The sequence below is a fragment of the Halomonas sp. DP8Y7-3 genome (assembly GCF_019801675.1).
In the GTDB taxonomy this organism is placed as follows: Bacteria; Pseudomonadota; Gammaproteobacteria; order Pseudomonadales; family Halomonadaceae; genus Halomonas; species Halomonas litopenaei_A.
Window position 1 is genome coordinate 18,528 of the sequence record NZ_JAHVIO010000001.1, and the last position, 19,042, is coordinate 37,569.

The 19,042-nt window shown below is 61.0% G+C and carries 17 protein-coding genes; 11 read left to right on the forward strand and 6 right to left on the reverse strand.

The window, feature by feature from the left end; translation table 11 throughout:
• Positions 1–311 precede the first annotated feature (311 nt).
• The 8 genes from KUV86_RS00100 to ihfA all read left to right on the forward strand — a co-directional run bounded on the left by KUV86_RS00100 (position 312) and on the right by ihfA (position 8,546).
• Entirely contained in the window at positions 312–1,118 is an 807-nt protein-coding gene (locus tag KUV86_RS00100; protein WP_206938504.1) for an OmpA family protein, read from the forward strand.
• A 243-nt stretch (positions 1,119–1,361) separates the two neighbouring features.
• Positions 1,362–3,260: a threonine--tRNA ligase gene (gene thrS, locus KUV86_RS00105; protein ID WP_222238398.1), complete on the forward strand. Its 1,899-nt coding sequence runs from the start codon at positions 1,362–1,364 to the stop codon at positions 3,258–3,260.
• 97 nt (positions 3,261–3,357) lie between these two features.
• On the forward strand, positions 3,358–3,897 hold the full coding sequence (gene infC, locus KUV86_RS00110) for a translation initiation factor IF-3 (protein WP_315857894.1): 540 nt from the start codon (positions 3,358–3,360) through the stop codon (positions 3,895–3,897).
• Between the two features lie 86 nt (positions 3,898–3,983).
• Positions 3,984–4,178, forward strand: a complete 195-nt coding sequence (rpmI, locus tag KUV86_RS00115; protein WP_045991495.1) for a 50S ribosomal protein L35 — start codon at positions 3,984–3,986, stop codon at positions 4,176–4,178.
• Between the two features lie 36 nt (positions 4,179–4,214).
• Entirely contained in the window at positions 4,215–4,568 is a 354-nt protein-coding gene (gene rplT, locus KUV86_RS00120; protein WP_045991494.1) for a 50S ribosomal protein L20, read from the forward strand.
• 153 nt (positions 4,569–4,721) lie between these two features.
• Complete coding sequence (gene pheS, locus KUV86_RS00125) at positions 4,722–5,741, forward strand: phenylalanine--tRNA ligase subunit alpha (protein ID WP_206938518.1); 1,020 nt, start codon at positions 4,722–4,724, stop codon at positions 5,739–5,741.
• Positions 5,742–5,807: 66 nt separating this feature from the next.
• Entirely contained in the window at positions 5,808–8,189 is a 2,382-nt protein-coding gene (pheT, locus tag KUV86_RS00130) for a phenylalanine--tRNA ligase subunit beta (protein WP_222483226.1), read from the forward strand.
• 57 nt (positions 8,190–8,246) lie between these two features.
• Positions 8,247–8,546, forward strand: a complete 300-nt coding sequence (gene ihfA / locus KUV86_RS00135) for an integration host factor subunit alpha (RefSeq protein WP_206938522.1) — start codon at positions 8,247–8,249, stop codon at positions 8,544–8,546.
• 112 nt (positions 8,547–8,658) lie between these two features.
• On the opposite strand, the gene KUV86_RS00140 is transcribed toward ihfA, so the two are convergent.
• Positions 8,659–10,044, reverse strand: coding sequence for a uracil-xanthine permease family protein (locus KUV86_RS00140; RefSeq protein ID WP_224907694.1), 1,386 nt, complete (start codon positions 10,042–10,044; stop codon positions 8,659–8,661).
• 539 nt (positions 10,045–10,583) lie between these two features.
• Entirely contained in the window at positions 10,584–10,790 is a 207-nt protein-coding gene (locus KUV86_RS00145) for a DUF2788 domain-containing protein (protein ID WP_206938526.1), read from the reverse strand.
• Positions 10,791–10,931: 141 nt separating this feature from the next.
• On the opposite strand from KUV86_RS00145, the gene KUV86_RS00150 reads away from it, so the two are divergent.
• Together KUV86_RS00150 and KUV86_RS00155 are read left to right on the forward strand one after the other, a co-directional pair.
• Positions 10,932–11,396 (forward strand): flavodoxin domain-containing protein, encoded by a 465-nt coding sequence (locus KUV86_RS00150; protein ID WP_222163866.1) that lies wholly within the window; start codon positions 10,932–10,934, stop codon positions 11,394–11,396.
• A complete protein-coding gene (locus tag KUV86_RS00155; RefSeq protein WP_206938530.1) occupies positions 11,396–11,764 on the forward strand; it encodes a hypothetical protein in 369 nt (122 codons plus the stop codon). Before KUV86_RS00150 ends, KUV86_RS00155 begins: the two co-directional genes overlap by 1 nt.
• A gap of 115 nt (positions 11,765–11,879) precedes the next feature.
• On the opposite strand, the gene ppnN is transcribed toward KUV86_RS00155, so the two are convergent.
• Complete coding sequence (ppnN, locus tag KUV86_RS00160; RefSeq protein ID WP_242520577.1) at positions 11,880–13,253, reverse strand: nucleotide 5'-monophosphate nucleosidase PpnN; 1,374 nt, start codon at positions 13,251–13,253, stop codon at positions 11,880–11,882.
• A gap of 26 nt (positions 13,254–13,279) precedes the next feature.
• Positions 13,280–13,570: a YfcL family protein gene (locus KUV86_RS00165; RefSeq protein WP_222163865.1), complete on the reverse strand. Its 291-nt coding sequence runs from the start codon at positions 13,568–13,570 to the stop codon at positions 13,280–13,282.
• A gap of 205 nt (positions 13,571–13,775) precedes the next feature.
• On the opposite strand from KUV86_RS00165, the gene KUV86_RS00170 reads away from it, so the two are divergent.
• The gene (locus KUV86_RS00170; protein ID WP_206939245.1) at positions 13,776–14,693 is read left to right on the forward strand and encodes a LysR family transcriptional regulator; all 918 of its coding nucleotides are present in this window, start codon (positions 13,776–13,778) and stop codon (positions 14,691–14,693) included.
• Positions 14,694–14,747: 54 nt separating this feature from the next.
• On the opposite strand, the gene gcvP is transcribed toward KUV86_RS00170, so the two are convergent.
• Both gcvP and gcvH read right to left on the reverse strand, forming a co-directional pair.
• Positions 14,748–17,642, reverse strand: a complete 2,895-nt coding sequence (gcvP, locus tag KUV86_RS00175; protein ID WP_222238402.1) for an aminomethyl-transferring glycine dehydrogenase — start codon at positions 17,640–17,642, stop codon at positions 14,748–14,750.
• Between the two features lie 255 nt (positions 17,643–17,897).
• Positions 17,898–18,290, reverse strand: a complete 393-nt coding sequence (gene gcvH, locus KUV86_RS00180; RefSeq protein WP_206938536.1) for a glycine cleavage system protein GcvH — start codon at positions 18,288–18,290, stop codon at positions 17,898–17,900.
• Between the last annotated feature and the right edge of the window lie 752 nt (positions 18,291–19,042).

Sequence of the window (19,042 nt, forward strand, 5' to 3'; positions counted from 1 at the left end):
GAACACTGTTCGATGAAGTGAATGACGGGCGTCTATCGGCTGTGCTAATTTGATTGTACAGAAGCGATACGTCATGATGTCGCCTGCAAGGGATTGGTCGTGCAGCGCATTTCTTGCACGATGGGCCGTCGGCGGAAGACGTTGAGATATCGAAGGCTATCAGACTGGCTAGTCGCGATATTTCATGCTTTTCTTGCCTATGAGGAAGTAGGGTACCTATCCTGTTTCTCGATCGGCACAACATTGGACCCGCTGAAGAACAGGGTTACCCGTATTCAGCATTGAGTGTCAGAAAGAAGAAGGAGTCTTAAATGAAAAAATCAACGACTGGCTTGCTGCTCGGTTCTGCTCTGGTTGTCGGCCTCTCTGGCTGCGCCAGCTCCGCTTCACAGTCTTCCTCCGGCATGAGCGACGCTAAGCCGTGGTACCAGCACCCGATGGTGTGTGGTATTGCTGGCGGCCTGATCGGCGGCGGCATCGGCTACGGCACCACCAGCGACGACGACGAAGAAACCGGCGCAGCTGTTGGCGCTACTGTCGGCACCGTGGCTGGCGCTCTGCTGTGTGCTGAGCCGAACAAAGAGCCGATGGACGCTCCGAAGGATTCCGACGGTGACGGCGTTTATGACGCCAACGACCAGTGCCCGGGTACTCCGGCCGGTGTCGCGGTTGACGCCGTGGGCTGCCCGCTGGATTCCGACAACGACGGCGTGCCGGACTTCCAGGACCAGTGCCCGGGTACTCCGGCTGGCGTCCAGGTCAACTCCCTGGGCTGCGAAAAGGACCTGGTCCTGCGTGACGTGAACTTCGAGTTCGACTCCGCCACCCTGACAGCTCAGGCTGAGCAGGTACTGGTCGGCATCGCTGAGCGTCTGCGTGCCAACCCGAACGTCGGCGTGCGCATCGAAGGCCACACTGACAGCGTCGGTTCCGACACCTACAACAAGCAGCTGTCTCAGGAGCGTGCCGCTTCTGTTGCTCGCTTCCTGGCCAGCCAGGGCGTGCAGCCGAACCGCATGCGTGCTATCGGCTACGGTGAAGAACAGCCGATCGCTACCAACGACACTGATGCAGGTCGTGCGGAAAACCGTCGTGTCGAGCTGGGTGAGTGGCAGTAAGTTTGCCCTGACCGAGTCTGTCTCGATCAGCTGATCGAGCGCGACGACATCAGCGAGGCGCCTTCGGGCGCCTCGCTGCGTTTGGTCGCGCAAGATTGTTGCGACATTCGCCCGCCGCGAAGGTAGAGCGTGGCGTCGACGACGCTGCTTCTGGTAGGCTATGTCGCTGTTTCACCCATTGAATCCATTTTGGCGACACGTGATCCCTGGTATGGATCACCACTGCGCACAAGGACAGCTTGCATGCCCATCGTGACACTGCCTGACGGCAGTCAGAGAACCTTTGATTCCCCCCTTAGCGTCATGGAGTTGGCCGAAAGCATCGGCCCGGGACTTGCCAAGGCCTGCGTGGCTGGCAAGATCGACGGCGTATTGGTGGACGCCGCGGACCTGATCGAGACGGACGCCGAGGTGGCGATCCTGACCGCAAGAGACGAGGAAGGGTTGGAGATCATCCGGCATTCCTGCGCCCACCTGATCGGGCACGCGGTCAAGCAGCTCTATCCCGAGGCCAAGATGGCCATCGGCCCGGTGATCACCGACGGCTTCTATTACGACATCGATTTCGGCCAGTCGATCACCCCGGAAGACCTCGAGACCATCGAGAAGCGCATGAAGCAGCTGATCGATGAAGAATACGATGTGGTCCGCGAGTACGTGGATCGCGATAAGGCGATGCTCGAGTTCCTGCATCGCGACGAGCCCTACAAGCAGGAAATCGTTCGCGGCATTCCCGAGGGCGATACCATCCGGCTGTACCGGCATCAGGAATACACCGACATGTGCCGCGGGCCTCACGTGCCCAACACCCGTCACCTGAAGGCGTTCAAGCTGACCAAGCTGGCGGGCGCCTACTGGCGCGGCAATGCGGACAACGCCATGTTGACCCGTATCTACGGCACCGCCTGGGGCGACAAGAAGCAGCTCAAGGCCTATCTGCACCGGCTGGAAGAGGCCGAGAAGCGTGACCATCGCAAGCTGGCGCGTCGTCTTGACCTGTTTCACATGCAGGAAGAAGCTCCGGGCATGGTGTTCTGGCACCCCAATGGGTGGACGCTGTGGCAGCGTGTCGAGCAGTACATGCGCGGTGTCTACAAGGAGGGCGGCTATCAGGAAATCCGCTGCCCGCAGATCATGGACGTGTCGCTGTGGAAGAAGTCTGGCCACTGGGACAACTACGCCGACGGCATGTTCTTCACCGAGTCCGAGAAGCGTGAATACGCGCTGAAGCCGATGAACTGCCCGGGGCATGTTCAGGTCTTCAATTCCGGACTACGCAGTTATCGCGAACTGCCGGTTCGCTTTGGCGAGTTTGGCGGGTGTCATCGTAACGAGCCCTCTGGTGCGCTGCACGGCATCATGCGCGTGCGTGCGTTCACCCAGGACGACGGGCACATCTTCTGTACCGAAGAGCAGGTCCAGCCTGAAGTGACCAGCTTCCACCGTCAGGCACTGAAGGTCTACAGTGACTTCGGCTTCGAAGACATCGCGATCAAGATCGCGCTGCGCCCTGAGAAGCGTATCGGTGATGACGAGACGTGGGATCGTGCCGAGAACGCACTGCGCGGTGCGCTTGAGGCCTGCGACGTCGAATGGCAGGAACTTCCTGGCGAAGGTGCCTTCTATGGTCCCAAGATCGAGTACCATATGAAGGACTGCCTGGGTCGCGAATGGCAGGTCGGGACCATGCAGGTCGACTTCATGATGCCGACTCGCCTAGGTGCCCAATACGTGACAGAAGAGGGCGAGCGTAAGCCACCCGTCATGCTGCATCGTGCCATTGTCGGCTCCATGGAGCGCTTCATCGGCATCCTGATCGAGCACTATGCCGGTGCCATGCCTTTGTGGCTGGCTCCTGAGCAGGCGGTGGTGATGATTATCACCGACGCGCAGAAGGAATATGCCGAAGCTTTGACCTCTCGTCTGCAAAAAATCGGTTTACGCGTCAAGTCGGACTTGAGGAACGAGAAGATCGGCTTTAAAATTCGCGAGCATACGTTGCAGAAGGTACCCTATCTCCTGGTGGTCGGAGATAAGGAAGTAGAGGCCGACTCGGTGGCTGTGCGTACGCGCAGCGGCGAAAATCTAGGCACCATGACGGTGGATGCCTTCATCGAGCGAGTTCAGGCCGAGCGGTACTAACGGGTAGGCGGCATGGGCCGCCCCCTCGTGCGAAGCTCGTAAAGGCACGCACCTTCCCAGCTCTCGCACCTTCCAAAGCTATAGTGGAGACGGAACCATCAAGCGAAGCAACCCCAGAGGACGCCCCCAGGACAAGCGTCCGCCAATGAACGAGCGTATCACCGAAGATCAGGTCCGCCTGATCGCTGCTGACGGCGAACAGCTTGGTATCGTGGATACCCGCGATGCTCTTGAGCGCGCCGAGGCTGAAGGCCTTGACCTCGTGCAGATTTCAAATGCCGATCCCATCGTCTGTAAGATCATGGATTACGGCAAGTTCGTCTTCGAGCAGAAGAAGCAGAAAGCTGCTCAGAAGAAGAAGCAGAAGCAGATCCAGGTCAAGGAAGTCAAATTCCGGCCTGGCACCGACGAGGGTGACTATCAGGTCAAGATGAAGAATCTGATCCGGTTCCTCGAAGGTGGCGACAAGGGCAAGGTCACCCTGCGTTTCCGCGGGCGTGAAATGGCGCACCAGGACATCGGCCGCAAGCTGATGGAGCGGATCGCGGCCGATCTCGAAGAGATCGGTACCGTGGAGTCCTTCCCCAAGATGGAAGGCCGCCAGATGATCATGATCATTGCCCCCAAGAAGAAGTGATTCGACGGCCCGTCCAACGAATGGCCAGCTCCAGAGCTGGCCATTGGCCCCGAATTTTCTAAAGAAACTCGAGCGGAGTTATTCTCATGCCGAAGATCAAGAGCAACAGTGGCGCTGCCAAGCGCTTCAAGAAGACTGCTAACGGCTTCAAGCACAAGCAGTCCTTCCGTAGTCACATTCTGACCAAGAAGTCCACCAAGCGTAAGCGTCAGCTGCGCGGCATGCAGCAGATCCACGATGCCGACAAGGCACTCGTGCGTCGCATGCTGCCGTACGTCTAATCCTTGGTGAACCCCCTTTAACGTCAGGAGAGTGCTATGACTCGTGTCAAGCGTGGTGTCGTCGCCCGTCGTCGTCACAAGAAGATCATGAAGCAGGCCAAGGGTTACTACGGTGCCCGTTCGCGTGTTTTCCGCGTAGCCAAGCAGGCCGTCATCAAGGCCGGTCAGTACGCCTATCGCGACCGTCGTCAGCGTAAGCGTCAGTTCCGTGCCCTGTGGATCCAGCGTATCAACGCCGGTGCTCGTCAGCACGGTCTGTCCTACAGCCGCTTTGTTGGCGGTCTGAAGAAGGCCGGCATCGAAATCGACCGTAAGGTCCTGGCTGACCTGGCTGTTCACGAGAAGGCGGCATTTGCTGCCATCGTGGAAAAGGCCAAGGCTGCCCAGTAAGCGCGTTCGATGGATGACCTGACCCTCTTGAAGGAGGGTCAGTGCATGATCGCCCCAGGGGAAGAGCAGCCGCTCTTCCCCTGTTTTTTTGGCGACCCTTTTATCATCGCTACTCTCCACTAAAGAAAGATCAACGCTACCGGAGCTCAACGTATGGACCACCTTCCCGATCTGGTTCAACAAGCTCGCGACGCCATCCAGTCCGCCGAGGGCATGGCCGGGCTAGACGATATTCGTGTCAGGTATCTGGGCAAGAAAGGCGAGCTGACGGCGCTGCTCAAGGGGCTTGGCAAGCTGCCGCCGGAAGAGCGTCCGGCCGCAGGTGAACGCATCAACCAGGCCAAGCAGGAGCTGGCCAAGGAGCTTGAGGCACGTCGTGACACCCTGGCCAAGGCAGAACTGGACGCCAGGCTCGCTGCGGAGCGTCTTGACGTCACTCTGCCCGGTCGCGGCCAGCCCGCTGGTGGCTTGCACCCGGTGACTCGAACGCTGGAGCGGATCGAGGGACTGTTCAAGCGGATTGGCTACGATGTGGCGGTAGGGCCTGAGCTTGAAGATGACCACCACAACTTCGAAGCGCTGAATATTCCTGCCCACCATCCTGCCCGCGGCATGGCCGACACCTTTTATTTCGATGCTACGCGACTGCTGAGAACGCACACCTCTCCCGTACAGGTGCGCACCATGAAGGCGGAGGAACCCCCGATCCGCATAGTGTGCCCGGGCCGGGTGTATCGCAGCGACTCGGATCTGACTCACACGCCAATGTTCCACCAGGTCGAAGGCCTGCTGATCGAGGAAGACGTCAGCTTTGCGGACCTCAAGGGCACCATCGAAGACTTCCTGCAGGCGTTCTTCGAGCGTGACGACCTGTCCGTGCGCTTCCGTCCGTCCTACTTCCCGTTCACCGAGCCATCTGCCGAGGTCGACATTGCCTGTGTGATGTGCGCCGGAGAAGGCTGTCGGGTCTGCTCCCACACCGGCTGGCTGGAGGTGATGGGCTGCGGCATGGTGCATCCGGAGGTGTTCCGCCACGGTGGTATCGACCCCGAACGCTACACAGGCTTTGCCTTCGGCATGGGGGCCGAGCGCCTGGCGATGTTGCGCTACGGCGTCAATGACCTGCGCCTGTTCTTCGAGAACGATCTGCGCTTCCTGCGCCAGTTCCATTGATCAGAGGCCCGCACAGCGGCCCTTCGAAGAACATTGACTGCGTGAACAGGACGTCAAGGAGTCCTCATGAAAGTATCTGAACAGTGGCTGAGGGAGTGGGTTTCCCCTCAGCTGTCTACCCAGGGGCTGGCCGACCAGATCACCATGGCGGGGCTCGAGGTAGATGCCGTCGAGCCCGTTGCGGCGTCATTCAGCGACGTCGTGGTGGCACAGGTGACCGACAAGGTCCAGCATCCCGACGCTGACAAGCTGAACGTCTGCCAGGTTGACGATGGCAGCGGTGAGCCGGTTCAAGTGGTGTGTGGCGCCCCGAATGTGGCGGTGGGACAGCGGATTCCCTTTGCTCGCGTCGGCGCCGTGCTACCCGGCGATTTCAAGATCAAGAAGGCCAAGCTGCGTGGTGTCGAATCTCGCGGCATGATCTGCTCCGCATCGGAGCTGGGCCTTGAGGAAGGCACTTCCGAAGGCATCCTGGTGCTCCCCGAGGACGCACCGGTGGGGACGGCCCTGCGTGAGTACCTCGCGCTGGATGATCACACCATTGAAGTGGACCTGACGCCCAACCGTGGCGACTGCTTGAGCGTGCAGGGTCTGGCTCGGGAAGTGGGCGTGCTGAATCGTCTCGGCCTGACTGAGCCAACCATTGACCCGGTTGCTGCACGTCACGACGAGACCTTCCCGGTACGCGTCGAGGATGCTCAGCGTTGCCCGCGTTATATCGGTCGCCTGATCAAGGGTGTCGACATCAGCCGTCCGACGCCAATGTGGATGATTGAGCGCCTGCGCCGCAGCGGCGTGCGTGCGATCGACCCCGCCGTTGATGTCACCAACTATGTCATGCTCGAGTTGGGGCAGCCGTTACATGCCTTTGATCGTGCCAATCTTGAGGGTGCCGTCGTGGTGCGCCTGGCGCGCCAGGGTGAGGAGCTGGTGCTGCTTGACGGCCAGACCGTGTCCCTCGATCCGAGCACCTTGATCATTGCTGACGACAAGGGTCCTCTGGCCTTGGCGGGCGTCATGGGCGGCGAGCACTCCGGTGTGGGGGCCGAGACGCGAGATATCTTCCTGGAAGGCGCGTTCTTTACTCCTCTGGCGGTCGCAGGCCAGGCCCGCTCCTACGGGCTTCACACTGACGCGTCCCATCGTTTCGAACGGGGCGTCGACCCCGAGCTGACGCGACGTGCCGTGGAACGTGCGACTGCGCTGTTGATCGAGATCTGTGGCGGCGAGCCGGGCCCGCTCAACGAGCAGGCGGATGACGCTCATCTGCCCGGTCAGCGAGACGTCACGCTCCGCGCTGAGCGGTTGGCGAAGGCACTGTCAAAGCGCCTGGACGACGCTGAGGTCAGCGAAATCCTGGAGCGTCTCGGCATGGCGGTTGACGCCCATGATCGTGGTTGGACGGTCAAGGTGCCGAGTTGGCGCTTTGATATCACGATCGAGGAAGACCTGATCGAGGAGGTGGCCCGCATCCATGGCTACAATCGTCTGCCGGTACGCCGTCCCGCAGTACGCTTGGGCTTGAAGGCTGACCATGAGGCGCAAAGCCCGCTGGGCAGATTGCGCAGGCAGATGACGGCCCGTGGCTACCAGGAAGCGATTACCTATAGTTTTGTCGCGCCTGAGCTGCAGCGGGCCTTGCTGCCTGAAGCGGTATCGCCGGTTCTCGCCAACCCCATCTCCGCGGACCTGTCGGTGATGCGTGCCAGTCTGTTTCCGGGGCTGGTGAGGGCGCTGGAACACAACCTCAATCGTCAGCAGACCCGTGTGCGCCTGTTCGAGAGTGGCCTGGTCTTCCGCGGCGAGCTCGATGACCTTGAACAGGTGCCGATGCTAGGCGCTGTCGTTTGCGGTTCGCGTCTGCCCGAAGGTTGGACTGGTGGCCGTGACAAGGTGGACTTTTTTGATCTCAAGGGAGATCTGGAGAGCCTGCTGGAGGTCAGCGGTGACGCCGACGCCTGGCGTTTCGAACCAGGCGAGCATCCCTCACTCCACCCGGGGCAGTGCGCGCGGATCCTGCATCGCGGTGAAGAAGCCGGCTGGATTGGCACGCTGCACCCCGCGGTCAAGAGCAAGCTGGGCCTCAAGACTGACGCCGTGTTGTTCGAGGTTCGCCTGGATGCACTCAGTCAGGGCCGTATCCCGGCCTTCGCACCGCTGTCGCGCTACCCCGAGGTGCGGCGTGACTTGGCCTTCGTCATCGATGAGGACCAACCGGTACAGGCGCTGCTCGACCGCGTCAGGGCCGAGGCGGGTGAATGGTTGACGGATCTGGCGCTTTTCGACGTCTATCAGGGCAAAGGTGTAGCCGAAGGTCGTAAGAGTGTGGCCTTGGGCTTGACCTGGCAGCATCCATCGCGCACGCTAAATGACGAAGAAATCAATCAGTTGGTCGATGCCATCGTGGCAACGGCTCGGCAGGGAGTCAATGCTGAGCTGCGTGCTTGACGCTTTAGCCTGACGGGCGCGGACGGTTGGCGTGACCATCACCATGAGGATGACGACATGGGAGCGTTGACCAAGGCAGAACTGGCCGAGCATCTGCACACGGAACTTGGCCTGTCCAAGCGGGAGGCGAAAACCATGGTGGAAGCCTTCTTCGAAGAGATCCGTGCCTGTCTGCGAGAGAATGAGCAGGTCAAGTTGTCGGGGTTCGGCAACTTTGATCTGCGCGATAAGCGCGAACGTCCTGGCCGTAACCCCAAGACCGGGGAAGAGATCCCCATCTCGGCGCGGCGTGTGGTGACCTTCCGGCCTGGCCAGAAATTAAAGAGCCAGGTAGGTCATCCAGATGACGAGGAATGACCCGCTGTAAAGCTGAAGCGCCGCCTGATACCAGGCGGCGCTTTTTTTGGTGCTGGTCCCGCTGTATCGATGGGCTGGTCATGTCGGTAGCCCGATGCGGGTTGTCGACCGCTTAGCCGTTGTCAGAGCCGGTGGCCGCCGCGCTGGGTGTCGCTGTCGTCGGTGGCTCGTCTCTCTCGGCGGCTTCTTCGGCCAGCGTCTTGCGCGGCAGCAGCAGGTTGAGCAGAAAGGCGCTGAGGGCCGCGATGACGATGGGCGCACCGCTCACGACATTCTTGAAGGTTTCCGGGAATTGCTCGATGGCGGCTGGCTCCGAGGCGATGCCAAGGCTCAGTGCCAGTGACAGGCCAACGATGGTCATGTTGCGGGCCGTCATCTCGTCTTTGATCAACAGCTGAATGCCGGTCACGGTGATCATGCCAAAGACCGTGATGGTGGCGCCGCCGATGACAGGGTAGGGGATGGTCGTCATCAGGGCGCTGAATTTAGGACTGAACCCCGCCACCAGGACGATAATGCCGGCAAGCAAGAAAACCGTGCGGCTGACCACCTTGGTAATGGCGACAATCCCGACGTTCTGGCTGTAGGTGGAGGTCGGCAGGGCACCGAAAAGGGTGCTGATGGTGGTTGTCAGGCCATTGCCGAGAAGGCCTCCGGTAAGCTCCCTGGTGGAGAGCTCCCGGTTCATGCCGGCGACGCTGGTCGCAGATAGATCCCCAATGGTCTGCACTGAGTTGATCACACAGATGACCACCATGGAGATGATCGCAGCAGAGTGAAACTCCATGGCAAAAGGCATGGCCTTGGGCACTGCCAGCCAGGGCGCGTTATGGATCGGGCTAAGGTCGATCATGCCCAGCGGGATGGCAGCCAGATATCCCACCAGCATGCCGATGATGATGGCGGACAGCTTGATGATCCCGCGACCAAACTGTGATGCTAGTAGCACGGCAATCAAGGTCAGCAGTCCGAGCCCCCAGTTGGAGAGATTCCCGAAACCCTCTGCATTGACGTTGCCGCTTCCTGCAATGTAGCGGATCGCGATGTCATACAGCGACAGGCCGATGACCAGTACCACGGTGCCCGCCACGACCGGTGGAAACAGGTGACGAATGAACTGTATGAAGTAGCCCACTATCACCATGGTAATGCCGCCGATAAGTTGGGCGCCGAGAATACCTTCGATGCCATATTGGCTGCCGACGGCGATCAGCGTCGGAACGTAGGCAAAGCCGACACCGAATATGGCCGGCAGGCGAGCGCCAAACTTCCAGAGTCCGTACAGGTGGAACAGGGTACAAGCGCCGGAGGCCAGGATAGCGACCTGGATGAGCTGCAGTTTCTCGGCAGGGCTCACCCCCACCACGCCCGCCACGATAAGCGGAGGAGTGATGACTCCCGCAATCATTGCCAGCACGTGCTGTAACGAGATGGGAAGCGCCTTGGCCAGGCCTGGACGCCCGTGGAAATCAAACAGTGTCTTGGGAGGAGTGTGCATGTTCTCGGCCATTGTCATCGTTGTTGTTGTGCCAACAAGATCGGCCGGGACGAACTGTTGGCCAGACGTAGGGGCAGGGCGTGGGCGCTGCTCCTGATCCTGATGGCGAGGCGGTTGCTGTTGCCTACCTGGCTCTAGGCTAGTGTATTCACGACAATGTCGCGTGTGTATACAGGATAAGTGCGCGATGGTGCGTCATGATTTGATCGATATCACACAGAGGCGAGGAGAAAGACGACTCGAGTTGAGGTTCTGGTTCAACTCGATGGGAGAGCGCCGCGTGGGCAGGGCACCCAGCCGCGTATGTCTTTGTTGGTGGGAGAGGGCCTGGCGGCAGACAATTCTGTGCTGAATGGCTGCGCTGTGCGGATCGGCTGTGCTGAATGGCTGCGCTGTGCTGATTGAGTGGTCCGTGCAAGTGGTTCGCACGCTGAGGGCCGTATGGATGCTGATGGGAGATATGGCAAACGGCGCTCCACGACCTGCTGGCGTGGACCTGGGCGGGGCGCAGCAGGGGGAAGAGACCGACCTTGGCGGGTCTAGACGCCGTGGCTTTCGAGGTACCAGGTGATCGCCACCTTGGCCACATAGCCGAGCATTCCGGCCCCGAGCACGATGAACAGCATCAGGGTGCCAAAGCGCCCCGCCTTGGATTGCTTGGCCAGATCCCAGATGATGAAGCACATGAACAGCATGAGTCCGCCGATCATGATGGGGGTGATCCATGTCTCGAAGGTGTCTTGCATAGAGGTCTCGCTGTCTGGGGAGGCGTCTTGCTTGCGCCTGCCATGGTAGCGCCTTGCCGGGCAGATTGCAGGTCGCCGGGGATGCGTCGGTCTCGGCCAGCATGCTAGAATCCGACCAGAATTCTCAGGTAATTCCTTTACATGCCTACACTCAAGATACTGGTTGGCACCATGTACGGTGGTGCACTCGACGTGGCGGAGCAGGTCAAGCCGCTGTTCGAGGAGGCCGGGTACGACGTCTCGGTTCTCGAAAATCCCTCTCTGGCTGATGTCACCGACGATGCGCCGGACCTCGCCCTGTTCTGCGTGTCGACGACAGGTAGCGGTGATTTCCCCGGCAATTTCGTCAGTTTCGTACGCGAATTGCAGGACAAGAGCCCGGGGCTGGGCCACCTGCGCTATGGACTGATCGCCCTGGGTGACAGCTCCTACGGCGACACCTTCTGTGGTGCCGGCCGCCGTCTGGATCAGCTGCTCGAGGAGCAAGGCGCGACCCGCCTTGATGACCGACTGGAGATCGACGCCATGGAAACCTTCATGGCTGACGATGAAGCCTTGCCCTGGGTCGAGGGCTGGATCTCTCGCCAAGATCTCAAGGTGGCATGATGGCACGGGCAATCGCGAGCCCCGCTCGCCTCAGCCTGATGGTGGGTCTGATGCTGGTATTGGCGCTGACCCTGCCACGTTATCAGATGGCCGGCCTGGCGACCCGCGAGACGCTGGTCTACATCGTGCTGGGTGTGCTCGCCCTGGCTTCCCTGTTTCAGTGGCGCCTGCTCGATGGCGCCGGGCGCTCTCGCTTTCTGCGCATGTTGTTCACCCTGCTTGGCTGCATGGTCGTGGCGCTGGTCGCCATGGTGATCTACAAGCTGGTGGTGGGCGGCGTGGCCCTGGGCGTCATCACGTTATCCCAGGGAGCGACCGCAGGCCTTTTGTTGCATGCTGTAGTACTGGTGTTTTCCAAGCGAGATTGAGCTGAGTTCAGCTGACGCCAGCCAGGGCGAGGTCCTGGCGCGGCCGACGCGATGACAAAACGCCCTGGATCATGGGTCCAGGGCGTTTTTTTACCTGCCAAGAAGGCGATATCCGTCAGCCGGATCTACCTCCAAGGGTGTAGCACGGCACGTAGTCGCCGGCCAGCTTCATGCGTCCTTGGGCAACGAAGGAGGTCAGCAGGGCGTCCAGCTTCTCCATCAGGTCCGCTTCGGCGTGCAAGCGGAAGGGGCCGTGTGCTTCGATGGCGCGAATCCCTTGCTCCTTGACGTTACCGGCCACGATGCCCGAGAACGCGCGGCGCAGGTTGGCGGCCAACTCATGCTTGGGCAGTTCACGATTGAGCTCGAGCCCGGCCATGGCCTCGTGGGTGGGGACGAACGGCTCCTGGAAGTTTCGGGCAATGGTCAGGCGCCAGTTGTAGTAGAAGGCATCCTGACGGGCGCGCCGATACTCCGTGACCTTGTCGATGTTGGCGCGCATGGTGCGGGCGACCTGGGTGGGGTCGTCGATGATGATTTGGTAGAGCTCGCGCACGGACTCACCCAAGGTATAGACCAGAAACTCATCGATACGCTGAAAGTACTCCGCGGCACTCGCCGGCCCGGTGAAGACCACCGGCAGCTCCATGTCGACATTGTCGGGATGCAGCAGGATGCCGAGCAGATACAGAATCTCTTCCGCCGTGCCCACGCCGCCGGGGAAGACGATGATGCCGTGGCCCAGGCGGACGAAGGCTTCGAGGCGCTTCTCGATGTCCGGCATCACCACCAGCTCGTTGACGATGGGATTGGGCGCTTCGGCAGCAATGATGCCGGGCTCGGACACGCCGAGGTAGCGTCCTGGATAGCGCCGCTGCTTGGCGTGGGCAACGTTGGCCCCCTTCATGGGGCCTTTCATGGCACCGGGACCGCAACCGGTGCAGATGTCCAGGTCACGCAGGCCGAGGTGGTATCCCACGTCCTTGGTGTATTCGTATTCCTCTCGAGAGATGGAATGCCCCCCCCAGCAGACGACCAGGCTGGGGTCGCGGCTCGGCTTGAGCGTGCCGGCCTTGCGCAGAATGTGGAAGACGGCGTTGGTGGTGCCTTCTCCCGTGGACAGGTCGAAGCGCGACTGGTTCTGGATCTCGTTGTAGACGTAGACGATATCCCGCAGCACGCTGGAGATGTGCTCGCGGATGCCGCGGATCATGCGGCCGTCGACAAAGGCTTCGGCGGGGGCGTCGGTCAGCTTGAGGCGCACGCCGCGGTCTTGCTGGAGCAGCTCAATGTCAAAGTTGGGGTAGGTTTCCAGCAGTGCCAGGCCGTCATCCATGGGGTTGCCGGAATTCAGTACCGCCAGCGTGCAGCGACGCAACATTTCATGCAGCCCGGTTTGAGAGCTGTCGCGGAGGCGGTTGACTTCATGCTGGGACAGGATTTCGAGGCTGCCCTCAGGGGAAATCGTGGTGGAAATGGTCTCGGCCATTTTTGGGCTTCCTTGTCAGAGGCGATTCAAGGCATCGGTGCCTTGTCGCACGCCTGGTTGAAGAGTTCGCGCACGGCTGTTTGGTCCGCGTCGCTCATGCCATCCTGGGCAAAGGCGCCATCCAGCCATTCATGGAAGACGGCGTCGAAGTCGTCGCTGCTTACCTCGCTGGGGTTGTAGTCAAGCTGGTCCACCACCAGGGGGATCTGCGGAATCAGATACCCGAGGGGAAACAAGTCGTCGGCACTGGCCTCACGCTCCATGTCCAGCAGGGCATCATGAATGGCGTCGGCACGTGCGGCGATGGGGTCATGCATGGAAAGTGACTCTTGTGCTGTGGTGGAAGGTGCTGTGGCTGACATCGAACTCTTGATCATGGTGTGATGCTATCACGGCCGTGCGTTCAGGCGCACCGCTGCGGCCCCCGGGTGGAAGTGGTAGACTATGCCGCGTCACCCGGATTGTGCCTGGCCCCGTCGCCTGATGGCCCAGGACGCCGGCGAATCATCCTGGCGTCATTCCATGTTCAATGCCCTGTATTTTCGTACCTTCATCACGCTGGTGGAAACCGGTAGTTTTACCCGTACCGCTCAGCGTCTCGAGATGACCCAGCCTGGGGTCAGTCAGCATATTCGTAAGCTTGAGCGGTACCTGGACAAGCCGCTGCTGGAGCGCCAGGGGCGACGTTTCCGGCTGACCGAGGCAGGGCGCCGTGTCTACGACTACGCGGTGAAGCTGTTTTCGGAGCACGAGCAGTTCCGACATTCTCTCGACGACGAGAGCCTGGACAGCGGTGAGTGCCGGCTGGCGTCGCCGGGCAGCATCGGCCTGATGCTGTATCCGTTTATTCTCGGCCAGCAGCAGCGCCATCCCGGGCTTACCGTCTCCTACTGCTTTGCCTTTCATCAGGAGATCCTGGCCGATGTACTGGCCGGGCGACATGACCTTGGGATCGTGACGGAGGCAACCCGGCATCCGGACCTGGTCTGCGAGCCATGGCACGACGAACCGCTGAGCCTTGTGGTGCCGGCAGACTTTACCGGTACCACCCTCAACGATCTTCTCGGACTGGGCTTCATCAGCTATACCGACGGCCTGGACAAGGCGGTGAGCCTGCTGCGAGCCAATTTTCCCGATGACTTTCGCTCGATGAGCCACTTTCCCCGCCAGGGCTTCACCAACGAGGTAGGCATGGTGCTGGATGCGGTGGCTCGAGGGCTGGGTTTCAGCGTGGTGTCTCGGCTGGTGCTTGAGACGTCGCCGTGGCAGCGCCAGGTGCGCGAAATGACGCTCAGCCAGCCGTTGGATGAGACGCTCTATCTGGTGAGTCGTCGCGGTGCTCAGGTGCCGAGTCGTTACCACCATTTACTGGAAGCCTTCCGTGAGCAGCGCCACCTGGAACGCTTCGGTCATCCTGATGGGCGAGCGCTGGAAGGCTAGCTTCAACGCACGAACCCCGCCAATTGGCGGGGTTCGTGGTCTAGCGAGGTCCGCTTAGTCGCGATACTCGTCGATGCTCGGGCAGGAGCAGATCAGCTGTCGATCGCCCAGCACGTTGTCCACCCGGTTGGCGGCGGGCCAGTACTTGGCCCCTTTGACCGCCTCGGACGGGAATGCCCCGATTTCCCTGGAGTAGCCGCGGCTCCAGTCGGGGTCCATCAGGTCCGCCATGGTATGCGGCGCATGCACCAGCGGGTTGTCGTCGAGCGCCCATTCACCCTTCTCGACCCGAGCGATTTCCTCACGAATGCCGATCATGGCGTCACAGAAGCGGTCGAGCTCGTAAAGAGACTCGGACTCGGTTGGCTCGATCATCAGGGTGCCTGCCACCGGGAACGACATTGTCGGTGCATGGAAGCCATAGTCCATCAGGCGCTTGGCAATGTCTTCCTCGCTGATGCCGGAGGCCGCCTTGAGCGGACGAATGTCGATGATGCACTCGTGTGCCACTGTGCCGCTTTCGCCCTTGTAGAGCACCGGATAGTGTCCGTCGAGGCGCTGGGCGATGTAGTTCGCGCCGAGGATTGCCAGTTCGGTGGCCTCGCGCAGGCCCCGTGCGCCCATCATCTTGATGTAGGCCCAGGAGATCGGCAGGATCGATGCGGAGCCAAAGGCCGCTGCCGATACCGCGCCTGAGTCCGCCTCGACGCCGTCGAGGGGGGTGACGCTGTGATTGGCGACATGGGGGGCGAGGTGCGCCTTGACCCCGATGGGGCCCATGCCGGGGCCGCCGCCGCCGTGGGGAATGCAGAAGGTCTTGTGCAGGTTGAGGTGGCTGACGTCGCCGCCAAAGTCGCCCGGGCGGGCGAGACCCACCTGAGCATTCATGTTGGCACCGTCGATATAGACCTGGCCACCGTTGGCGTGAACGATATCGCAGGCGTCGCGCACTCCCTGCTCGAACACTCCGTGGGTCGACGGGTAGGTCAGCATGATGGCGGACAGGGTGTCGGCGTGCTGCTCAGCCTTGGCCTTGAGATCGGCAAGGTCGATGTTGCCGCGCTCGTCGCATTCCACCACCACGACCTTCATGCTGCACATGGCAGCGGAAGCGGGGTTGGTGCCATGGGCAGAGCTTGGGATCAGACAGACGTCACGATGGCCTTCGCCCTGCGCCGCCTGGTAGCGACGGATGGCCACCAGCCCTGCGTATTCGCCCTGTGCGCCTGAGTTAGGCTGCATGGAAATGTGGTCGTAGCCAGTGATTTCGACCAGGAAGGCCGACAGCTCGTCGATCATCTGGCGATAGCCCGCTACCTGGTCCTTCGGCGCGAAGGGGTGGATGCGGGCGAACTCCGGCCAGGTGATCGGCATCATCTCGGTGGTCGCGTTGAGCTTCATGGTGCAGGAGCCCAGCGGAATCATGGCGTGGGCCAGCGACAAATCCTTGTTTTCGAGGCGCTTCAGGTAGCGCAGCATCTCGGTTTCGCTGCGATAGCGCTGGAACGTCGGGTGCTCGAGGAAGCGACTCTCGCGGCGGCAGGCGCTGGGGATGCCGCTGGCCTTGCTGTCGAGCACGCCATCGTCCAGTTCGCGCACGCCAAGTCCGTGTTCTTCGCCCAGCAGGACGTCGAACAGCACGTCCAGGTCGTGGGCGGTGGTGGTCTCGTCCAGGCTGACGCCGACGTCGCCGTTGTCGAAGTAGCGCAGGTTGACCTCGTGGGTCATGGCGCGACCCAGGATCTTGCCACGATCAACGCCGGTCAGGCGAAGCGTGTCAAAGTAGCTGTCGTTGGCGAGGGAGACGCCTTTCTGTTCCAGGCCCGTGGCCAGAATGGTGGTCAGGCGATGAATACGGCCGGCAATGGTGCGCAGTCCCTCTGCACCGTGGTACACCGCATAGAAGCCGGCGATATTGGCCAGCAGCGCCTGGGCCGTACAGATGTTCGAGGTGGCCTTCTCGCGGCGAATATGTTGTTCGCGGGTCTGCATCGCCATGCGCAGCGCGGTGTTGCCGCGGGCATCCTTTGACACACCGATGATACGCCCGGGGATCGAGCGCTTGAGCTTGTCGGTGGTGGCGAAGAAGGCGGCGTGAGGCCCACCGAAGCCCATGGGGACACCAAAGCGCTGGCTGGAACCGACCACGATGTCGGCACCCATCGCACCAGGCTCCTTGAGCAGTACCAGGGCCATCAGGTCGGTGGCCACGCAGGTCATGATGCCGCGGTCCTTGGCCTCGGCGATCAGCGGCGCCAGGTCATGCACGCGGCCGTCGTTGCCCGGGTATTGCAGTAGCGCGCCGAACACATCGTGCTGGCCGAGCTCTGCTGCCGGAGCGGTAACGATGTCGTAGCCGAACCACGAGGCCCGGGTCTTGAGCACGTCCAGGGTCTGAGGGAAGACGTCGTCGGCGACGAAGAAGGCATTGGTCTTGGCCTTCTTGTTGGAGCGACGACACAGCGCCATGGCTTCGGCGGCGGCGGTAGCTTCATCCAGCAGGGAGGCATTGGCCAGCTCCATGCCGGTCAGGTCCATGACCATCTGCTGGAAGTTCAGCAGGCCTTCCAGGCGGCCCTGGGAAATTTCTGGTTGGTAAGGGGTGTAGGCGGTGTACCAGCCTGGGTTTTCCAGCACGTTGCGTTGAATGACGGCGGGCAGGTGAGTGTCGTAGTAGCCCTGACCGATGTAGCTCTTTGCCACCTTGTTCTGGCGCGCCAGCCGGTACAGATAGTCAAGTGCCTCGGCCTCGGCCTTGGGCGGGTCCAGGTCGAGCTCACGACCCAGACGGATATTCGCGGGGACTGTCTTGTCGATCAGGGCATCCATGCTATCGACGTCAAGCGCTGCAAGCATCTTGGCTCTGTCAGCGGAGCCGGGACCGTTGTGACGACGAAGAAAGGCATCATGATCGGCCAGTTCGGCCAGGCGACGTGTATCGAAAGCCATGGAACACCTTGAATGTGGTGGATCGACGAGATCCAGTGTGAGTGAAGCGTTAGAAAAGATGACAGAAGTGCCTGAGCTGATGCGCCTGTGCGTCACAGGCTGCCAACGTCCTCAGCGATACGGCAGTGGGGGCAGGGAGGGCGCTATCTGCTGCTTGCCCTCTGACCTGTACCCTTAGCCCTCAGCTCTTCCTGGGCGGTAACCGGGGCCCTGGTAGGCCCCGGTGGTGGTGGCGTGGCTCGCCACCAAGCCGGATCAGCCTTCGGCGTCGACCACTGCCTGATAAGCCTCTGCATCCAGCAGATCGTCGAGAGCGCTCTTGTCGTCCAGGCGCACCTTCATGATCCAGCCATCTTCGTAGGGAGCTTCGTTGACGGTCTCCGGCGAGTCTTCCAGAGATTCGTTGACCTCGATGACCTCGCCGTCCACCGGCGCGTACAGGTCGGAAGCCGCCTTGACCGATTCGATGACGCCAAACTCGTCACCTTTAGACAGGCTGCTGCCGACGTCAGGCAGGTCAACGAACACCACGTCGCCCAGGGACTCCTGCGCGTGGTCGGTAATACCGATGGTGACAGTTCCGTCGCCGTTGTCCTGAATCCATTCGTGGCTGTCGACGTAGCGCAGGTTGGCGGGGATTGAGCTCATCTCGATTTCCTATACGAAAAAGGTTTTCCGGTTTCGCGCATGCTAACGCCATTCAAGGCATTTGGCGAGTCCATGACAAGAGAATACCGAGTCGGTTGACGTATCCTCACGACATAGGGTGGATCGAAGCGCTCGTCGCGTCCAGCCCGGCGGGAAAGTTCGTGATGCAGTTCGCTGGCAGGTCACGCCTCTTCCTCACCCGACGTAGCGCTGGCCAGGGCTGCTTGGCGCTTGAGGGTGACGGGTCAGGCGGGCGGTGGGCAGCAGACATGGCGGGGGACTATGCTGATATTGCAGAACGGAGGTGTGCGCCCCGTGCTGCGGGCAATGTTTGCCAGGAAGCGCCGTCTTGGATATGGTGTCAAAAGTTTCCAATAAGAAACTTTGATGGAGGTGTCGCAAGCTCGCAACGCAGCAAATCGTCGGCGTGGGTCTTTATTCGGTGGTTGGCTTATGCCGGTGTCGACGGGCCTGTCTTATGCAGCTTGGGCCAGCGTTTGCGAACAGGGGCTTGCGTGAAACAGCGTGACTGGTGCGCGTGTAGCAATATCCGCTATCTTAGGCGGGTCCGTGCTACCTAATCCGCTGGCAGATCCGTTGTTTCGATAGAGTTTTATCGGAATGCGGCAGGGCAGCAGCGGGTAGCGCATCAATACGTGGCGCATAATAACAAGTGCCGAGTCAAAGGGAGACTTCCGTGGACGCACTCAACAACATCTTCTCCGCCATTAATGGCGTGGTGTGGGGGCCAG

Coding starts and splice junctions, on each gene's coding strand:
- ppnN (WP_242520577.1), bottom strand. CDS start 13,253: ATGGCCGAGACCATTTCCACCACGATTTCCCCTGAGGGCAGCCTCGAA.
- thrS (WP_222238398.1), top strand. CDS start 1,362: ATGCCCATCGTGACACTGCCTGACGGCAGTCAGAGAACCTTTGATTCC.
- rplT (WP_045991494.1), top strand. CDS start 4,215: ATGACTCGTGTCAAGCGTGGTGTCGTCGCCCGTCGTCGTCACAAGAAG.
- KUV86_RS00170 (WP_206939245.1), top strand. CDS start 13,776: ATGTTCAATGCCCTGTATTTTCGTACCTTCATCACGCTGGTGGAAACC.
- gcvP (WP_222238402.1), bottom strand. CDS start 17,642: ATGGCTTTCGATACACGTCGCCTGGCCGAACTGGCCGATCATGATGCC.
- pheS (WP_206938518.1), top strand. CDS start 4,722: ATGGACCACCTTCCCGATCTGGTTCAACAAGCTCGCGACGCCATCCAG.
- gcvH (WP_206938536.1), bottom strand. CDS start 18,290: ATGAGCTCAATCCCCGCCAACCTGCGCTACGTCGACAGCCACGAATGG.
- rpmI (WP_045991495.1), top strand. CDS start 3,984: ATGCCGAAGATCAAGAGCAACAGTGGCGCTGCCAAGCGCTTCAAGAAG.
- KUV86_RS00155 (WP_206938530.1), top strand. CDS start 11,396: ATGGCACGGGCAATCGCGAGCCCCGCTCGCCTCAGCCTGATGGTGGGT.
- KUV86_RS00150 (WP_222163866.1), top strand. CDS start 10,932: ATGCCTACACTCAAGATACTGGTTGGCACCATGTACGGTGGTGCACTC.
- ihfA (WP_206938522.1), top strand. CDS start 8,247: ATGGGAGCGTTGACCAAGGCAGAACTGGCCGAGCATCTGCACACGGAA.
- KUV86_RS00145 (WP_206938526.1), bottom strand. CDS start 10,790: ATGCAAGACACCTTCGAGACATGGATCACCCCCATCATGATCGGCGGA.
- KUV86_RS00100 (WP_206938504.1), top strand. CDS start 312: ATGAAAAAATCAACGACTGGCTTGCTGCTCGGTTCTGCTCTGGTTGTC.
- KUV86_RS00140 (WP_224907694.1), bottom strand. CDS start 10,044: ATGCACACTCCTCCCAAGACACTGTTTGATTTCCACGGGCGTCCAGGC.
- pheT (WP_222483226.1), top strand. CDS start 5,808: ATGAAAGTATCTGAACAGTGGCTGAGGGAGTGGGTTTCCCCTCAGCTG.
- KUV86_RS00165 (WP_222163865.1), bottom strand. CDS start 13,570: ATGCATGACCCCATCGCCGCACGTGCCGACGCCATTCATGATGCCCTG.